This is a genomic window from Rhodanobacter sp. UC4437_H4 (assembly GCF_052978425.1).
Genome location: NZ_CM129673.1, coordinates 3,508,819 through 3,527,191 on the forward strand (window position 1 = coordinate 3,508,819; position 18,373 = coordinate 3,527,191).

At 67.5% G+C, this 18,373-nt stretch carries 16 protein-coding genes; all 16 read right to left on the minus strand.

The window, feature by feature from the left end; all coding sequences use genetic code 11:
* Position 1 precedes the first annotated feature (1 nt).
* Positions 2-2,995, minus strand: coding sequence for an SPRY domain-containing protein (locus ACVCL3_RS15825; protein ID WP_447099912.1), 2,994 nt, complete (start codon positions 2,993-2,995; stop codon positions 2-4).
* Entirely contained in the window at positions 2,995-4,446 is a 1,452-nt protein-coding gene (locus ACVCL3_RS15830) for a putative Ig domain-containing protein (protein ID WP_447099913.1), read from the minus strand. Before ACVCL3_RS15830 ends, ACVCL3_RS15825 begins: the two co-directional genes overlap by 1 nt.
* The gene (locus tag ACVCL3_RS15835) at positions 4,443-8,855 is read right to left on the minus strand and encodes a hypothetical protein (RefSeq protein ID WP_447099914.1); all 4,413 of its coding nucleotides are present in this window, start codon (positions 8,853-8,855) and stop codon (positions 4,443-4,445) included. Before ACVCL3_RS15835 ends, ACVCL3_RS15830 begins: the two co-directional genes overlap by 4 nt.
* A 77-nt stretch (positions 8,856-8,932) precedes the next feature.
* Entirely contained in the window at positions 8,933-9,193 is a 261-nt protein-coding gene (locus ACVCL3_RS15840; RefSeq protein WP_447099915.1) for a hypothetical protein, read from the minus strand.
* A gap of 249 nt (positions 9,194-9,442) precedes the next feature.
* Positions 9,443-10,198 (minus strand): hypothetical protein, encoded by a 756-nt coding sequence (locus tag ACVCL3_RS15845; RefSeq protein ID WP_447099916.1) that lies wholly within the window; start codon positions 10,196-10,198, stop codon positions 9,443-9,445.
* A 63-nt stretch (positions 10,199-10,261) separates the two neighbouring features.
* Positions 10,262-10,720, minus strand: a complete 459-nt coding sequence (locus ACVCL3_RS15850; RefSeq protein WP_447099917.1) for a hypothetical protein — start codon at positions 10,718-10,720, stop codon at positions 10,262-10,264.
* Positions 10,636-11,004, minus strand: a complete 369-nt coding sequence (locus ACVCL3_RS15855) for a hypothetical protein (RefSeq protein WP_447099918.1) — start codon at positions 11,002-11,004, stop codon at positions 10,636-10,638. Before ACVCL3_RS15855 ends, ACVCL3_RS15850 begins: the two co-directional genes overlap by 85 nt.
* A gap of 98 nt (positions 11,005-11,102) precedes the next feature.
* On the minus strand, positions 11,103-12,056 hold the full coding sequence (locus ACVCL3_RS15860; protein ID WP_447099919.1) for a hypothetical protein: 954 nt from the start codon (positions 12,054-12,056) through the stop codon (positions 11,103-11,105).
* 55 nt (positions 12,057-12,111) lie between these two features.
* The gene (locus tag ACVCL3_RS15865; RefSeq protein ID WP_447099920.1) at positions 12,112-12,342 is read right to left on the minus strand and encodes a hypothetical protein; all 231 of its coding nucleotides are present in this window, start codon (positions 12,340-12,342) and stop codon (positions 12,112-12,114) included.
* Between the two features lies 1 nt (position 12,343).
* Complete coding sequence (locus ACVCL3_RS15870) at positions 12,344-12,799, minus strand: hypothetical protein (RefSeq protein ID WP_447099921.1); 456 nt, start codon at positions 12,797-12,799, stop codon at positions 12,344-12,346.
* Complete coding sequence (locus ACVCL3_RS15875; protein WP_447099922.1) at positions 12,796-13,299, minus strand: hypothetical protein; 504 nt, start codon at positions 13,297-13,299, stop codon at positions 12,796-12,798. Before ACVCL3_RS15875 ends, ACVCL3_RS15870 begins: the two co-directional genes overlap by 4 nt.
* Positions 13,299-13,946 carry a hypothetical protein gene (locus tag ACVCL3_RS15880; protein ID WP_447099923.1) on the minus strand — a complete coding sequence of 216 codons (648 nt, stop codon included), beginning with the start codon at positions 13,944-13,946 and terminating at the stop codon, positions 13,299-13,301. The genes ACVCL3_RS15875 and ACVCL3_RS15880 overlap by 1 nt, the downstream gene beginning before the upstream one ends.
* Positions 13,947-13,949: 3 nt before the next feature.
* Entirely contained in the window at positions 13,950-14,372 is a 423-nt protein-coding gene (locus ACVCL3_RS15885) for a hypothetical protein (protein ID WP_447099924.1), read from the minus strand.
* Positions 14,373-14,438: 66 nt separating this feature from the next.
* Positions 14,439-17,057, minus strand: a complete 2,619-nt coding sequence (locus ACVCL3_RS15890) for a phage protease (protein ID WP_447107238.1) — start codon at positions 17,055-17,057, stop codon at positions 14,439-14,441.
* Between the two features lie 94 nt (positions 17,058-17,151).
* Positions 17,152-17,328, minus strand: a complete 177-nt coding sequence (locus ACVCL3_RS15895; RefSeq protein WP_447099926.1) for a hypothetical protein — start codon at positions 17,326-17,328, stop codon at positions 17,152-17,154.
* Entirely contained in the window at positions 17,325-18,350 is a 1,026-nt protein-coding gene (locus ACVCL3_RS15900) for a hypothetical protein (protein WP_447099927.1), read from the minus strand. Before ACVCL3_RS15900 ends, ACVCL3_RS15895 begins: the two co-directional genes overlap by 4 nt.
* Positions 18,351-18,373: the final 23 nt, after the last annotated feature.

The window sequence follows — 18,373 nt, forward strand, 5'->3', positions numbered from 1 at the left end:
GTCAGCCCCACAAGATGATGTTTGCGGTGCCGGCGAGCAGGTCCGGCTGGTAGTCGATGACCATCACGGGCTTGCCGCCGGCCAGTCCGTATTTCGGGTAGACCAGCGTCCACACTTGGCCGAGGTCGATCGAGGGCAGCGCGTCGAGAAACACGCTCACCGCGTAGAACCACCTCGGCGTGCCGTAGATCCCACACACGCGGTCGATCTCGCGCTGGCCATCGGCGAGCTGGTCGAAACACGACGCCACCGGCGGCGCGTACTGCGCATGGCCGTAGGCACCGGCCAGTGGCTGCGCCGAGCTCGCGGTCTGCTGGTACGCGCGCAGCATCGACTGGCGGACCTGCAGCGGGAAGTTCACCGAGGGCGCAACGAGATCGCCGTCACTCAGTCCGGCCCAGTTCCTGCGCACACCCATTTGCGTGGTCAGGCCCGGCGCAGTGTCCATGACGGGCACGAGGTCGCCGTCCAGCGCGTTGATGTCGATCGTTCCGGCGCGGTCGCCCACGACGACGGATTCCGGCGCGATCAAGCGGGTGACGCGGATCACGCCATCGCCGTCGCACCACTTGCAGGCGGTGTAGCTCGCCAGCGCCACGTCCAGCGCCTGCGCGATCGTCTCGCCGCCGCGCAGGTAGACGCCCAGGCCGGCATATCCGGTGGCCGTGTCGATCGCCGCCGCGTCGGCCTGCGCCCATGCCACGCCGGCCGCGCTGGCGCGCACGTCCAGCACCTGGTGCATGTAGTCCGCGAGCGGGATCGCCTGCAGCGTCGCCGGCTCAAGGCTGATCGGGTCGGGGTTGTACGTGTCGTCGTACGCGATGATCTGCACCGACGACACCGCCGGCGGGGTCGGGATCGCGCCCGGCACAAGCGGGATGCCGATCAGGTAGAGGTCGTGATCGACGCCATCGCTGTTGGTCACCGTCGCGGTGTACGTGCCGGCCTTCGTCCACTTGACGAGGATGGTGTCGATCGTGGTGCCGGTGGCCAGCGCGATCGCGGCGACACCCTCGGGCAGCGTCGGGATCGTCACACGCACCTGGTACGACTTGCCAGCACCGAACTTCGTCACGCTGGTCAGCGGCAGCCAGCCGAGCGCGGTCGAGCTGGGGACGTCGGATGCGAGGTACGTGTTTCGGCACGCCCGTGCCGTAGCCGCCGGGTCCGTTGATCCCGACGTATCCGGTGCCTTCACTGCGGCGCCGCCGGAGATCGTCCAGAGCTGCCCCATCGCGCTGCGCTCGGGGTTCCACCCGTCCGCGCTGGTCAGTCCGGGGTTGTTGATCGGGATCGCGATCAGCGTGCCACCGGGCATCACGTACCACGCTTGCGGCGTGCGGAATGTCGCGGTGCCAGCGGTGTGACCGTATGCGGCAAATTCGAGCACACCGAAGCTCGCACCATCGGGCGCCGTAGCCTCAGCGGTGTAGGTCGCTGCCGCATGCGTGCCGGTGAGCGCCGTGCTCTCGCTGTACCCGATCTCGCCGCCGGCCTCATTGCGCCAGCTGATGCGCACGCACGCGCGGTTGCCGGAGATGCCGCCGTAACCCGCTGTCTCGATGCTCGCGGACACGCGAATGGTCGCGCTCGTTGCCACGACGGGAAACGTCAGCACACCACCCTGCATCACGGGGTGCGTGCCAACCTCATCGCCGCCCGATGCCGGCATGCCTGTCGGCGAGCTGCCGTCGGCGCCGGTCAATGGCGCGCCCGCACCGCCGAGGATGTCTGCGCTCGGTTGCGGCAACTGATCGCCGCCCACGCTGCTGATGTCGGCCGTAACCTTGCCCGTTGGCTCGGCATGCAACACCAGCGAGGTCTTTGGCGCATCAAGCGCGAAATCGGCCGGCGTCGCTGCCGGGTTCAACGGATAGCCGCTGTCGCGCACGTAGCCGATGCCGAGGATGGTGGCATCGCACACCGCGTAGCTCAGCGCAGCCGCATCGGTCAGCACCACAGGTACATTGCGGCACGCACCCAGCACGATCGGGCGTGGCGTGTTGGCCGCGTCCGGTGCGGCATCGGGGCGGATCAGGTCGCGCTGCAGCGGCACGCCGAGCAGGCCCAGCGGGTCGCGGCAGGTCAGCTTGACGGTGAGGTCATCCACCGCGCTCACGCTGTCGATCACCGCCGCAAACAGGCTCACGCGGTCGGCGTAGGTCTGGCCCGCATCAATGCGGCCGATGCGCACCGGCAAGTCGCGCGCGTCGCCGGCGAGGATCTCCGCAAACGTCCCTGCGTCGTCGTAGGCGCTCAACACCATCGCGCCGGATTGCACGCCGCGCTGCCACGGCCAGAAGTCCAGCGAGCGCACCGCGCGCAGCTCGCTGTTGTCGCCGGCCAGCAGGCCGCTATAGCGCGCGTTGGGCACGGCGTCGGCCGGGTCAGTGAGCCAGTCCTCGCTGGCCAGCCGCAGGCCGCGCACCACTTGCGGAGGCTCGTACCATCCATCCGCACCCGATGGCATCTGATCCAGCGCACGCTGGCCGGCGTTGAGGAAGCAGCGCAAGCCGTAGGCTTCACTGCCACCCAGGCTCACCGCGATGGCCCACGGGCCGGTACTGGCCAGCGCGGCGGTGTAGACCGGCACACGGTTGCGAAACCAGGTCACCGTGGGCTGCGTGGTGGTCAGATCCAGCAGCACGCCGATGATGTCGCCCTTCGCCGCCACCGGCGCGCCGGGGCTGCCATCGATCGCCGCGCCGTTGTGGTGCACCTCGCCCAGGTCGAGCCGGTAGCCGTAGCCGTTCGCGTCGCCGCCGGCGTAAGTGGTCAGCGATGCCGCCGCGGTGGCAATGCCGATGCTGGCCAGCAGCGTGCCAGGGCCATAGACCAGCAGCTCGGCATACCAGCGGCCCACCGACTGCGGCTGGATCGCCAGCGCGGTGCGGTTGATGTCGGTGACGGCGTTCACCGCGAGCTGGGTGCCGGATTGTTCCAGCTCCAGCAAGGGGCCGAGGTGGGTGGGGGCGAGGATGGTGTAAGAGCGCATTAGCCGTGATCCGGAAACGCGGCGGCCGGCGGCGTGAAATTTGACGTATACCGCGCGATGCCTTTTGTGATCCGAAAGTCATCCAAATATCCGGCAAATGCTGACCCGGATGGACCCGAGCCTAGGCGAAATTTATTTGTTCCTTGAATGTAATTCCGGCCCACCGTCGACATTCCATCAAGTACGCCGTTGACAAAAACACGCACCAAATTCCCGCTGCGCGTAACCGCAAGGTGCACCCACTCGTTTGTCGGGATTGCGTTCGTTGAGACAAGGTCATCGGCAATGCTTTGCGCACCCATCCCGAGCTTTCCCGACTTCAGATACACCGATATGCAACCAACGGTTTCGCCCAAAAAGAGGTTTCGATATTGATCCGTTGACGCCGAGTCTTGCCAGACCCACATTTCGATGGTGAAGTCTCCCGGAAAAGCAAAATCCACAGTGTTATCTGTAATTGCTGACCAATTAGGGGTGCCGTTGAAGTTGCAGGATTTTCCTCCGAATTTGCTTTCCGTGGCCGTGATTTGCGACGAAGGGCCACCTGCCGTCCATACTTTGCCGGTCTGATCGGTGAAGTCTGTATCGAAATGGAGCAATGCAACGACGTTGGACCAATGCTCGTCGCCTGCACCATCGTTTGTTTTTATGATTTGAGCACTCACCGCCGTCTGCCCGTCCCCCGAATCCACCGCCACCGTAAAGCTAGTGGTGTCTGCCGTTGTCGCCGTGCCACTCAGCCGCAGCTTGTCGCCCACGATGCTCAGCGCCAGCCCTGCGGGCAATGCGCCGACGGTCACGCGCGGGTTGCTGTAGGGCTCGTCGCCGCCGTTGATCAACAGATCGCTGCTGTAGGCCGTTCCAGCTGCAGCATCGGCGAAGTCGCCGAGCAGTTGCAGGGTGGCGTTGTCGCGCAGGTCGATGCTGGTGCCGGCGCTGTCGGTGACGCGCACGGTCCACGCCGGTGCGTTGCCAGCAGTCGGCGTGCCGCTGATTTCGCCGGTGGCGCTCAGCGTGAGGCCGGCGGGCAAGCTGCCGGATGCGATGGACCAGGTGTAGGGCGGCACGCCGTGGGCGGCGGTGTACGCGTAGCTGTAGGGCGTGCCCACGGTCCACATCGGCGCGGCGCCGCTCAGCGACAGCGGCTCAGCGATCACCGGCACGGTGAATCCGCGCTCGACATACGCACCGCTCAAATCCGTCGCTCGCACCGTGATCGCGATCGTGCCGGGCACGCTGGCGGTGCCGCTGAGGATGCCGGTGGCGGGGTCAAGCTGCAGCCCGGCGGCGGTGAGTTCGGCGGCGCCGGTGGTGACGGTGTACGTGTAGGGGGCTTGGCCACCGCGCGCCTTGAGCTGCGCGCTGTAATCGGCGAGCAGCGCCACGCTCGGCAGCACGCCGGCCAGCGTCAGGCCGGCGCCGATGTCGACGAGGATGATGCGTCGGCTCATGCGTTGCTCGACAGGTTGCGGTTGCTGCGGGTGATGTCGCGCAGGTCGGCGTTGGCGCCTTGCTTGACCATCTGTTTGTTCGTCGCTGCCGTGTCGCCACTGCTGCTGTCGATGCTGGCCAGCCGCGCGTTGATCTGCGCGAGCAGGGCCAGCACCTGCGGGTCATTGCTGCCGACCGTCGTGGGCGCGGTGACGCTGGCGGACGTGATCGGACCGCCGGTGAGGGTCTGGATCAGATCGCGGCCGAGCTGCTGGATCGCGGTGACGATGCTGGCGCTGGCGTCCATCGTGGTGCCTGGGATGTCGGCGAGCTTGAGGTTGTCGAGGTAGCCGACGAGGTTGGTCACGCCGAGGTCTTTCGCCAGGTCCTGCAGCGAGAAGCCCAACCCGCTGGCGGCCTCGCCGTAGCCGATGCCGTGCGTAGTGCTGATGTCCGCGACGTACTGCGCGAGCGTCTTGGCATCGTTGAAGCGGGCCATCGCGGCGGCTTGCGACTGCAGCTGGTCGCGCTTGCCGATCAGCCCGTTGTATTCGTCGAGTGCGCTGCCGATGCCGGCGGCGCCGGCTTGGCCAGCACCGGGGAGCTGCAGGATGTCTTGCACTTTGGCGTAGAGGCCGGCGTAGTCCGCGCTGCTGGCGTACAGCTTGCGGCCGAGCGACAGCACGTCGTCTGCACTCGTGATGCCGCTGCGCAAGCCCTTCAATGCAACGTCGAGCTTCTCCTTTTCGCTCAGCGGCGAGTTGTCGCCGATCGCGAGTTGCGTAGCCGTCTGCAGCTTGCCTTGCAGTTTGTCGATCTGCGCGTTGACGCTGGCGAGCGTGTCGCCGGTGACACCGTAGAGTTTGCCGACGAGGTCTTGTGCGGCGGCGCTGAGTTGCGCGATCGCCGCGGCGGCCTGCTCCGCGGCAACCCGGTGGATGTTGGCCAGGTCCCCTTCGCGGGCATGCTGCAGGCCAGCGGCTTGCGCCAGCGCGTTGGCCTGGTCGATATTGGCCTGCATCTGGTTCGCGATGGCTTGCAAGCTGGAGCCGAAACCGGCGCTGGTCGGCTCGAACTGCTTCACGAACTGGGTGTACTGCGCACTGGCCTGTGCCAGCCGCGCGTAGGTATCGGCCAGCGCCTCGCCCTGCGCCTGCAGGCCCTGCGTGAACTTGATCACCTGCGCCAGCGTGGCGCCGGCACCCAGCGCGACCAGCGAGTTGCCCTTGTTGATGTCAGCCTGCGCCGCCAGCATCGCCGTGGCGCCATCCAGCAGCGTGTCCGCGCTCGATCGCCACTGCTCGGCGATCTGCTGCGCCACCGCGCCCGCGCTGGCCGCTACGGTCGCGACCAGCGCTTCAGCGCCGATGCGCTTGCTCGCGGCCTCGGCAGTGGCTTCTTTCCACGTGCGCCCCAGGTACTCCACGACGTAGTCGGTGCTGCGCACCTGGCCCTTGTCGTTGAGCGCCACGTGCGTCTTCAGGCTGGCGTTGATCATCGTCGGCACGTCGATCGCCAGCTTCTGCGCGCCATGCACCATCGTCTGCCGCACGCCCTCATAGAGCGAATCGGCCGCCTGCTGCAGCTCCGGCGGAACCGCCTGGTCGACCGCGCGCGTCTTGCGCCCGCCGAACAGCGCGCGCTGTTTCGTCTGGTACAGCGACAGCGAGGCGTCGGCGCCGCCCTCGCCGATGCTCATGCTGGAATTGATCGCCGCGGTCTTGTACTTCGTGCCGAACAGCTTGCCGCCACTGATCTGGTCCACCAGCATCGCGGCCAGCGCGATCCAGCCGACCACCGGAATAGCGGCCAAGCCCGCCGCCACGCCGCTGGACATGGCCGTGGCCACCGCCGCGCCAGCGTAATAGCCGCCCACCGCGCCGGTCACGGTCGATGCGGCGGTGCTGACTCCGCCGGAGCCGCGCTGGCTGCCCCAGTACGCACCCGCCAGGCCGCCGGCGACGCCGGCATAGCTCACGCCCGTGTTGCCGATGTAGCCACCGTACGGCGTCGCCGGCGATACCATCGTGCCGTTGCCGGTGTACATCACCGCGCCATTGGGCATGTTGACCGCGTAGCCCGCCGAGCCTGCCGTGCCGGCCGCACCGGTGCCAAGCCCGGGGCCGGTGATGTAGCTGCCGCCGACGATCGAGCCGCCGAACGGCGCGCCGGTGCCGCCGCTGCCGAAGGCCCAGTTGTAGGCGTTGCGCGCGGTGCTGATGTTGCTGACCATGCCGCCGTAGCTGCCGCCCGATCCGCCGCCACCGCCACCACCCAGCGCACCGGCCGCACTGCCGATGGTGCTGCCGCCGCCGTAGTACTGCGAGGCCATCTGCAGCCAGGAGCCGGCGCCACCGGTGCCGCCGATGCCCAGCCAGCCGGCCACCGCACCCATGGCCCCGTTGAGCAGCGGGCCCAGCACGCGCAGGCGCAGGAACTGGCTGATGATGTCGCTCACCCACTGCTGCAGGATCGACTTGCCGGAGCGGGCGAAGTCCTTCAGGTCATGCACCTGGCCGGTCAGGCCATCGGCGAACAGCTTGGCGGTGCTGCCGGCGGCGTTCTCCCAGAACCCCACGTACTCCTGCGCGATCTGCTTCTGCATCTCGGCATAGCGCTGCATGTCGAAGCTGGCGCCGGCCGCCTCCTCCACGCGCTGGCGCTCGGCGGCGATCTGGTCTTTGGTCAGGTCCAGATTCTGTTGGCGCGCCTGCTGCTCATACTCCCAGCCGGCGCGCGCCATCGCCTGGTCGCGCGGGCTCATGCTGGCCAGCTGCGCCTCGCGCTGCATCTGCTCGATCATGCGGCCGCTGACATCCATCTGCCGGCGAGCCGCTTCGATGGCGCGATTGCGGGCGGCGGTGGCGTCGTCGACGGCTTTGGCCACCGCGGCCTGCACAGTGCTTTCGTCGGTGCCGTTCTTGATCAGCTCGGCGCCGCGCGCGGCGATGTCGCGCATCGCTTTGGCGCTGTCGGCCCAAGCCTTGGCCAGCGGGTCGGCTTGGCCCTGCAGCCGGTCCTGGATGTCGGCCAGCCCGGCGTAGGCCTTGGCCACGGCCGCGATGCGCTTGGCTTCCGCGTTGGCGGCGGTGTCGCCGCCGCGACCGGCCCAATCGGTGGCGGCCTTTCTCGCCGCGGCCAGTTCCTTGGCCCGGTCGATGTCGCGCCAGATCGCCGCAGTGGAAGCGTCCAGGAACGCCTTGGCCTTCGCATCGTCCGAGGGGAACAGCTTGGCCCAGGTCTCTTTGACATCCTTGATCTGCGACTTGATCGCATCCACCCAGTTGGCGCCGTTGGTTTGCAGGCTCTGGAAGGTGGCGTCGCCGGCCGCGCCCATCTGGGCAATGCCTTGTTTCCAGGTGTCGATGGCCTCGCCGATATGGCCATGCAGGATCAGGCTCTGCACCTTGTCGTGAGTCTGCCCCATCAGGGTCAGCTGCTCGCTCACGCCGCGAAACGCGATGCTGACGCCCCGCGCCATGGCTGCGATGGTCTGCGCCAGCGCCTCCACGATGTTCTTGGCGATCGACGCCGCCAGAATCACGTATTTCAGCGCGCGAGCCACGATGTCCGCGGCGTCGGCAAGATCATTGGTCTTGCCGGCGGCATCGCCCATGCCGCCGCTCATGGCCAGCACGGAAGGCAGCATCTCGCGCAGGAACACGTTGGCCGCGCCTTCCATCTTGCTTTTCAGCAGGTCGACCTGGTCCTTCAATGCGGTCGCCCCGTCGACGGCCTCCTGGCTCAGCACCAAACCCAGCCCAGCGGCCTGCTCAGCCATGTCCGCCAGACCCTGAGCACCCTGGTTCAGCATGGGGATCAACTTGGTGCCTTCCGTGCCGAACAGCTTGGCAGCCAGCGCCGCCTTGTTGGCCCCGTCCGGCATGGTGCGGAACCGTTCGGCGATGGCCGGCAGCAAGTCCGCCAGCGGCACGAGCTGGCCGCGGGCATCCCTGAAGCTGATGCCCATGGCCTTGAACGCCGCGGTGTATTGCTTGTTGCCGCCCGCGGCCTTCAGTTGATTCTCGGCCAGCGATTGAAGGCTGCTGGCCAGCACCTGCGAATCGGCGCCCGTGGACTTGGCCGCGTAGCCCATGCTGCTGAGAAACTCGGTGCTCACGCCCAGGCGCTGGGCCATCTTGCCGGTGGCGTCCGCCACGTCCAGCTGGTGTTTCACCAGGGCGCTGAACCCGGCGACGGCGCCAGCGACCACCAGGCCGATGGCTGCGGCCGTGCGCTTGTTGGACGCTTCGATGCGTTTGGCGGCGTCCTCGGCATCCTTGCCCGCGCCGCGCGCCTTGTCGCCCACCACGTCGAAGCTGCCGCCGAGCTTCTTCATCTCGGCTTCGATCACCTTGACGGTGCCGGTCAGGCCCTTCGCGTCGCCTGTCAGGACGATCGTGAGTTCGCGGCGGTTGTTGCTGGCCATGGGCGACGGCACGCGGTGGGGAGCTTGTCCCGACCGTGTGCCGCCGCACGGCGGAGGTCAACGGGAAGGCGTGCGCGTCACGGCAGGCTGCGCACCAGCTTGTTCATCAGTGACCCCACCAGCTGATGGCGCACCAGCAGCGGGCGCAGAAAATCGGCCACGGCGGTGGCAGTGCGGTCGCCGTGTTCGTCCATGAATTCGACGAAGGATGCCGTGCTGGCAACGTCCAGCTCGAAGTCCTGCACGGTCTGCAGCAGCATCGCCTTCGGGTCGGTGATGGGCTGGGTGAAGCCTGCGTTCTTGGGCGCCTTCTCGGCGGTTTGCGTGGCGTTGGCCATGGCGTGATTCCTAGTAGTGCGTTCAATTTCGCCCCCTGTTCTGAGGGGCGGCCGGGTACTTGAACACCGCTACTAGACGGCCCGCAGTTTTCCCCCGTCACCGGGGTGTTGTATGGCTGCGCGCTACCCGACCATGAAGCATGGTCGCAAAAAAACCACGCTGACGGGCGCGGGTTCCGCTAGTAGTCGGTGTGTTCAGCACCTTGAGACGGAGCCTACGCCGGGCGCAGGCTTGCCGTCAACTGCGTTTTATTTATGCGTGTTTTTGTCGTCTAGGCCGTCATCGTCAACGATATAGCGGATACCTTCATTGTCGGCACTCAGCACGGTGATCCGGATGTTCCGAAACCTGACGGTGGGTGAGTTCCTGTCGTAAGTCAGGCTCTGGGTGAAGGCGGCGCGGGCAAGGTCGGTCGGCGTGTATTCGCGGTAGATCAGGTTCAACTGGTTGGCACTCGCGCCGGAGTACACCAGTTCGAAGTTGGTGTAACCACCTTCGGTTGAGACTTCGTCCACTGTATGCGTGGCGAAGTTCAAGGGTGGGTCGAAGCCTGTGACCGAGGCAATCTTGCCACCGGTTTGCTCGAACCACTTGCCCTGCACGCGATTGAACAACTTGTTGGTGAAGTGCCCTGATTCATCGACCAGCAATGCAAAGATGCTGGCGTCACGGTCAGGCAAGACCAGCATCTTCAAGCGTTGGCCGTCAAGCATGTAATAGCCGATCAGAATCACCGGCGTGCCGGCTGCAAAGGTCTTGGCGCGGAAGAACAATTGATGGAATGTCACAGTCTTTGGCAGCAGGTAAGTGCCTGTATCGCGGTGAGTTACGTAATAATCTTTCACGCGAATCATTGGAGAGCCGACAAACGCCTTCATCGGCTGGCCAATCTGGTAATTCTTGTCGATGGTATGCACCGGTTCTGACTGTGCAGCGATCGGTGGAATGATCGTTGGGCGAGGCTTCAAGGCGGAGCAGCCGGCTAATGTCAGAAATGCCACCATGATGGTGGCTCGGTAGGTTGATAGAAGCATCCCCTGTCCCTCCCTGTTGACGTGCGCCCCATCCTACAACCGCTGCAACCCCGGCAACACCGCGCTGGCCATGAAACGCACGTCGTCCAGCAGCACGGGCCAGTCGGTGCGGGGCACGTCCAGCAACTGGGCGGTGGCGCGGATCTCGGCGGCGGCGATGCCGGTGGGCACCAGGCGGCCATCGGGCAGGGCGGCGCGCTCCCAGGTGCAATGGATGAACACCTGGAAGGCGGCCGCGTTCTCCGGCCACACCACGCAGGTCTCCTCGGGGTCGTCGTCGTCCTCGCGCTGGGCGTCGGCCCAGTCGTCGGCGTTGGACACGCCCATGGCCGAGAGTTCCTCGGCCATGTCGTCCAGCTCGTCGTCGTGGTCCTGCGTGCCGCGCCCGCGGGCGTCGGCCAGCCAGGTCAGCGCCGCTTCTTCGAGGTTTTCCCGGCGCCATCGTCCTGTTGCATAGCCGCGAAAAAATCGCGGAACGCCGCGTTGCAGCACTCGATGGAGTTGCGCACCTGTGCCAGCGACTCGTCCGGCGGCAGCTCCACCAGCTTGCCGTCGGTGTCGCGCTTGCCGATGCCGCTGGCGCCCACCAGCACCTCATCCAGCACTTCGGTCTGGGTGTAGCTGGCGTCCGGGTCCAGGAACTCGTCCAGGCGCGCCTTGTCGATGCGCTTGAACGTGGCCTTGAAATCGCCCTCGCGGAAGGCTCCGCTGGCGGTGGCGAAGCGTACCTTGACGGTGCGGGTGAAGGTGTCGTCGGGGGTGCCGATCTCGATCATGGTGCGTTCCTCTGGCCTCGATGCAGGCGTGGGGTTAAAAGAGCCCGCGCCAGTGCGGCGCGGGCAGGGTGATCCGGGTTGATCCGGATCAACCCGGATCACCGGGCGACGATGGTGTAGTCCGGGTCCGGGGCGATGGCGGCCAGCGGGCCGGTGACCTGCAGAGCGCTCACGCCCTGCTCGTCGCTGCGCTTGATGGTCTGCGCCTGGCTGTTGGCCGCGTTGATCTCCACGATGTTGCCGGCGGCGGTGCCGTGCTTGTACAGCAGGGCGCCGGCCGCCTCGCCATTGACGTCGGCGAAGTAGTCGTGGGTGGGGATGTCGGCCTCTTCGAAGGTCGCGTCGAAGTTGGCCTGGCGGTCGGTGATCTGCACCGACTCCTCCTCGGAGTGCTCGTAGAACTCCACCTTCTGGCCGAAGTCGATGTTGAGGTTGTGCAGGCCCACGATCTGGCCGAACAGGGTGCAGTCCACCGTGCTGGCGCGGAACGGCACCGGCTTTTTCCAGCTCGAGTACACCGCGTTCAGCGCGGCGCCCAGGTTGGTCGGCGCGTTGAACAGGCCCATGAAGCTGAACTCGAACCAAGCATATTCGCGCTTGGCGGTCACCAGCTTCACGCTGCCGCGCGCACCGGTGATCTGGTGCAGGGTCTTGTCCTGCACGAACTTCATGGTCAGCGAGTCGCTGTCATCGCCCGGGGTGTACACCGCGCTGGCCACCGTCACGGGCGGGCCGGCGTCGTCGGCCAGCAAGGTCTCGGTGTGGCCGCAGCCGGCCAGCAGCACGCCCCAGGCGGGCGCCGTGCCGGCGACACCACTGCCGGCCACCGGCACACGGAAGGTCACCATCACGTGCTTGCCCACCATGGTGCCGAGATCCGCGCCGAAGTTGGGTTTGTCCAGGTTGAGGTTCAGCGCGTCGCCCTCGAGCGGGCTGATGGCGAGCTGGCTGGTCTGGATGGCGTTGGTGGCGGCGTCGAGCGCGGCAGCCACGCCATAGGTGACTTCCTTGGCCGCCAGCAGGGTTTTCTTGCGGAACAGGATCTTGCTCATGGTGCTTCTCCGATGGCCTGGCGCTTGGCCGTGGGGCGGTGTGGTGGGTCAGATATCAGCGGTGGTGGCCGAGTTGCCGGGCGCGCTCGCGCTTCCAGGCTTCGCGGTCGGCGGGGTCGCGGTCGCGGGTGCGGGTGGGTGCGATGGGCTTGGCGGCGGCCTGCTGAAGCAATCCGACCAGGGTGTCGGCTTCGCTGGCTGCAGCGCCGGCATCGTCGCCCGTGATCGCCGGCGACAGCGTGCCATCGGCGGGCTGGTCGATCGGCGTGGTTTTCTCGCGTGCCATCTCATGCCTCCAGCAGTGGCAGCAGCCACTCGGTGTGGATCCAGCCGTAAGGGGTGTCGAGCTGGGCGCTCTGCCGCGCACTGAGCAGGCGCAGGGTGACCAGCTTGTCGTCGGCGATCGCCGCGTTGGCGAACGCTTCCAGGTCGGCCAGCATGTCCAGCTCGGCGCCTTCCACCGCTTCGCCGTCGCTGCCCTCGGCCAGCTTGATCTGGCCGGTGATGATCAGTTGCAGCGCGCCCAGCTCGGTCTGCGCCGGCGCATCGAGGCCGGGGCTGTAGTCGCTGTGCTCGTACGGGTAGTCGGCCACGCCGTTGCCGATCACGGTGAACAGGCCAGGCGCCAGCTCGCTGTCGTTACGCTCGGCGTGCATGCGAAAGCTGCGCGTCACGCCGCGCGCGGGGAACTGCGCAGCCAGCGCGGTGGCCAGGTACTTGATGCGGTCGCCCTTGGTGCTCACGACTTGGCCACCGTGGCCAGCGCCTTGTCGGCGGCGGCATCGAGCAGCGCATCCAGCCGCGGCAGCATGGCCTGCAGCGTGCGGTCGGCGAACGGGTTGGCCTTGATGCCTTTCCTGGCGATGCTGTGGCGGATCAGCGCGGCCAGGCTGCGCAGGCTCATGCCGGGCGTGCGCGGGGTGATGCCTTTGCGCTGCACCCAGTTCAGCGCCTCGGCCATCGGCATCACGCCGCCGGGGCCGGTGCCGTCGTTGACGTAGGGGCCGTACGTCTTGCCGCGGGCGCGCACCATGTGCAGCAGCAGGCCCACGCGCTCGGCGGCGATGCTGTTGGCCAGCTCGCTGCGGTACTTCGGCGCCTGCCGTGCCATCTCGCGCGCCACTTCGATGCTGCCGCGCCCCAGCGCCTTGTCGATCTCGGTCACGGCCACGTCGGTGGCCTGCGTCAGCGCGCGGCCGATCTTGTCGGCGTCATGGGTGAGGTTGAACACGGGGCCGGCCATCACGCCGCCGCCTTGTATTCGGCCAGCAGCGCCTGGTGCCAGCTCGCCGGCGTCTGGTTGCTGGGGTAGCTGCCGCTGCCGGGGCTCAGCTGCACCGGCTTGTGCAGGTTGCGGTTCACCAGCTCGCGGGTGGCTTCCACCATCGCGCGAAGGATGATCAGGTCGCGGTCGCCTTCCTTCAGCGTGCTGCCGGCGTCGGTCAGCACCGGCGTGGCCAGGTAGTAGTAGCGCCAGGTGGCTCCGAACGCAGCGATCTGCTCCGCGCTGGGCGGCGGCGACAGCACCAGCAGCGGCGTGTCGGTGGCGTCCACGGTGAGCCGTGCCACCGGCAAGGCGCCGGCCGGCTGTTGCCACGCCGGCAGGGTGCCGACGCCCCAGTCGCTGGCCTTCGGCTCCAGGATGTCGGCCGGCACGTCGCTGTACACCGCCACGCCCGCCTGCAGGGCGAGCTGGCCGAGCTTGGTGCAGCTGCGCTTGCCGTCGATGCCGATGGCGCGCACCGCGGTCAGCAGGTGGCGCTTGAAATCGGCGTCAGGGTCGGCCGGGTTGGCGATCGGATCGGCGCCGGCCGGCGTGCCCGTGAAGACGCTCGCTGCATCGCGCAGCGAGGCCTTGTAGTCGGGCAGCAGGCTGGCCAGGGTGAGCATCGGTTACTCGCTGGCCCCGTTGTCGCCACCGTTGTTGTCACCGTTGTCGCCTTCCTCGCTGGCCCCGTTGTCGCCACTGTTGTTGTCGCCGTTGTCGCCTTCCTCGCTGGCGCGGCGCAGGTGCTCGGCGGTGATCGCTTCCAGCACGCCCTTGCGCGGCTTGCTGGAGGATGCTTCCAGCGCTTCCAGCGCGTGCAGATCGTCCAGGCTCAGCGCGGTGAGCTCGGCGATCACGATATCGCTCTTGGCCTTCTGCAGTTCCTGCACGTGGTTCAGCGGGGGCGCGGTGTCCGCCGGCGCGCTGGTTTCGCCCTTGCCTGGCGGCACCAGGTGCGCGTCCACGTGCATGGTCTCGCCGGGGCGCAGCACGTGGCCGCCGACGTGCAGGTTGTGTTCCGTGGTGTTGGTGACGGGGATCTGGTTCATGGGTCGGGCCCTTGTATGGCGGAAAGGGAGGGCGCTGGCGCGCCCTCCCGGCTCCGGGGTTGGCTATCAGGCGCCGCGGGCGTTGGTGACGCTGTACGCCAGGATCGACGTGAAGCGGCTGCGCAGCGGCTTCGGGATGTGCAGCGAGCTGTACTCCTCGCCGTACGCTCCGCGCTTGCCCAGGGCCTTGCCGTTGCTGTCGAAAATCTCGTACGGCACGCCGGTCTGGAACGTCTTGGCGATCGTGTACCAGAAGTTCGCGCGCTGGCCGATCAGCATCCGTTCGTCGCCCAGGTCGATGCCGGGGGCATCGGTCGCCCAGCCCGGAATGCCCTTCACCGGCTGCAGGTTGCCCTGGCCGTCGATGCCGGCATCCGCGCGGCTGCTGGCCTCGCTGAACTGCTCCGCGTCCGTGATCATGTTGGTGAGCACGTCGCTGGCCAGGAAGAAGTCCGGCTTCACGTAGCGCTGCTGGCTCAGCGTGGCCTTGCGCGCACCCACGGCCTGCAGAATCTTGTTCATCTGCTTTTCATAGGTGCTGCCCGCGGCGACGTCGGTGTCCACCTTCAGCACGTTGGTGGTGTAGCTGTAGCCGATGGTCACCGCGCCGGCCGGGGCGCTGGCGGCGCCGGTCTGGTCGCAGATCTGGAACAGGCCCAGGTTGTAGCTCAGCACGCGGTAGTACTTGCCCGCGGCCTGGGTGCCGCTGCCGTCGAACTCGGCCAGCACGGTGGCACCGTCCTTCACCACGATCGGCTGCTCGGCGGCACCCACGGCATTGCCCTGCAGGTCGCGCGCCTGGTACGGCCGCACCACCGGGAAGCTGGCCGTCTTGTAGCCATTGGCCGCGCCGGTGTACGCGGTGGTGGCGGTGCCGACGGCCACGTCCACCACGCTGAACGCGTCGCTGTCGCGCAACATGCGGTTGGCGATGGCGGCGGCCACCAGCTCGCGCATCACCTGCGCGTTGCTGACGATGTTGCGGGCCCAGGCGTCGAAGTTGATGACCGTGCTGTTGCGGCTGAAGAACGCCGCCTCGTTGCTCAGTTCCATCGCCAGCTTGCGCGGCTCGATGTAGGCGTAGTCCAGCGCCTGCGCGATGCCGGCGCGGTGGATCGGCTGGCCCTCGTACACGATGCCGCCGTTCATCACCGCGCTGGTGTCGCGGGTCTGGTACGGAATGGTGTGCGTGGCGCCGGTCGTCGGGTCCACGCTGGCGTTCACCAGGCTCAGGATGTCCAGGCGCTGGTACACCTGCTCGATCACCGCGCGCTGCACGGTGGCCGGGATGGTCAGGTCGCCGGTGTTGACCGGGCCGCCGGCCAGCATCTTGGCTTCCTGGTGCAACTGGTAGGCGTGGTCGCGGTCGAACTCGGCCAGCATGGTCTTGATGAAGGGGCTCTGCTTGGCCTCCTCCACGAACGCCAGCTTGCCGTTGAACGCTTCCTGCGTCTGCTGCAGGCCCTTGCGCACCTTCTCGCTCAGCGCCTTGATCTGGTTGCTGTCGTCCACGGTGATATGGGTGACGCCCGAGCGGATCGGGTAGCCCAGTTCCGCCAGCTTGGTGGCCGACTCGATCTTGTTGCCCAGCGCGATCTGGTTCTCCGCCAGCGCCTTCACCTGCGCCTCGGTCATGTCGCCGGTGATCAGGCCCTCCACGTTCTCGCCGAGCTGCTTGCGGGTGTCGTCGGACAGGCCCTGCGCGGCGGCGATCGCATCACTGAACTGCTTGACGCGGGCGGCCTTGTCGGTGGCCAGCTTGGTGGCGGCATTGACGCGCGCCGCTTCGCGATCGTCCAGCAGCTTGGTGATGTCGGCCTCGCTCAGCATCTTGCCGGCGGGGGCCTGCACGGTCAGCGTGATCGGGCCGCTGTGGCCGGCTTCGGCCAGGGTCTTGCCGGTGGCGGTGAGGCTGTCGACCAGGCCCTTGTGAGCCGTGGCGTCCTCGCCCAGGTTCTTCGCGGCCGCCTCGTAGGCGGCGCAGATGGAGGTGATGGTTTCTTCGCTGAGCTTCAGCGCGCGCAGGTTGGCGCGCAGGGTTTCGAGCCAGTTCATGGTGGTCTGCTCCAGGGATTCGGAAAGTTGACGGATCAGCTCCGGGTGCAAGAACACCGGGTGTTCGCTGTCGCCCTCGGCGAGGGTGACGGGGTCCATGCGCTTGATGACCGGGCGCGTGGTGAGCCCGGCGCCAAGAAGCGTCGGGCCGTGAGACTGGTTGGCCTCGTTGTCGACGAAGTTGTCGACGAACTCGGCGCTGAGGTACACGAAGCCGCGGTCCTTCACCGCGGCCACGCCGTACGGGGTGAACTCCACGTCGGCGCGCAGGCGGTTGCTGTCCACCTTCAGGCTGAGGATCTTCGCGGCGGCGCCGTTGGCCGGCTCATGCGCCACGTCGATGAAGATGTCCTGGCCGTAGGTGCGGGCGTCGAAGTTGCGCACCATGCCAAGCAGCATGTCGCGGGTGATCTCGAAGGTGCCGTAGCGCGGGTCGCTGAACGTGCCGGTGCGGATGATGGTGACCGTGGTGCGCGGCGAGCCTTCCGCCAGCTTCACCCCGTCCAGGCCGCACATGAAGCGCTTGGCGCCGGGCGGCGGGTCGTTGTTGTCGAGCCGGAAGATACGCGGGGCAGCCAGCGGCGTGGCCAGCCATGCCAGTGCAATCGCCAGTAACCGTTTGCGCATCATCGCCGTCTCCGAAAATCGTCCCGCCGCGCCACTGCCATGGTCGCGGCGGGACTCCCGCTGCCATGAATGACCGTGTGCGGCGGGTTTCGGCTTGTCAACGGGAAAGCGTGCGCGCCGGCGCCAGCACCACCGGCACGGTGATCCATCGCTTGCAGCGGTTGCAGCGGGCGTGGCTCTCTTTCTCGCCCAGGCGCACCACGCGGGCGGTGAGCACGTTGTCCACCAGCAGCTTCTTGCCGCAGCCGGGGCAGCACAGGCCATCGGTTTTCATGCGGTGCCCCCCAGGCGAGCGCTGATCTGGCGCCACGGCGCCAGCAGCTCGGTCTCGTGCAGTTGGCCAGCGGCGAACGCGGCGGCTTTCTGCTTGCCACCCAGCACGCCCTCGTGCACGGCGGCCGGCTGGGTGGCCAGCCACTCGAACGCGGTCTGCTTGCCGGCGCGGTCGGCGTCGGTCACCTCGTCGATGAACACTGCCTCGATCGTGCACAGGGTGTTCGGGTGCGCCGGGTAGGGCAGTTCGCTGGGCGGGTACACGCCCGGGCCGAGACCGAACAGGTTGGCCCGGGCGTATAGGTCGCAGATGTCGGTCTTCGGGTGCAGCGGGCTGAGCAGGTAGCGGATGCCGATCACGTCCGGGTGCTGCGCCAGGCTGGCCACGTTGCTTTCCACGTAGGCCCGGTTCATCTCGGTGCGCACCACGCGGTGCGCGGCGTAGAGCACGTCGCCTTGCGGGTTCACCAACAGCGCTTCCGCTTTGGCCGCCAGCGTGGCGGCCTGGCGCGCCTGCATGCCCAGGCCCAGCGCGCTCGGCACCGGCTTGCCCTGCTGGATGTATTCCAGCGCGGCCTGGTAGCTGGATTGGCCGCGCATGATGCCGTTCTCGATCACCGTGCGCAGCTCGGCCTGCGCGGTGCTGGCCACGCGCCATAGCCGGTCGCTGAGCTGCAGGCCATCGGCCGCGCGGAAGCTGGTGAGCCAGGCCATGGTCTGGGTGACCACCGCGTCCACGCTCAGCCCGCTGCCGGTCAGCGGCAGGATGCCGGCGGCGCCGAGCCGCGCGCTCTCCGGCAGGGCCGCATACACGATCTCGCGGTACCGCTGCAGCAGCTGGTCGGTCTGGCCACCGAGGAAGGCGCGCAGGCTGGGGATCTGTCCGGGCAACACGTCGCGCCCGCCGTCCTGCAGGCTGAGCAGCTCCATCCGGATGGCGTTGGCGACCAGCTCCAGCAGCCGCCGCACGGCCTCGGCCTGCTCGTTGCCGTACGCCACCATTTGCGCCCGGGCCGCTTTCACGGCCTTGTCGATGGCGGCTTTTT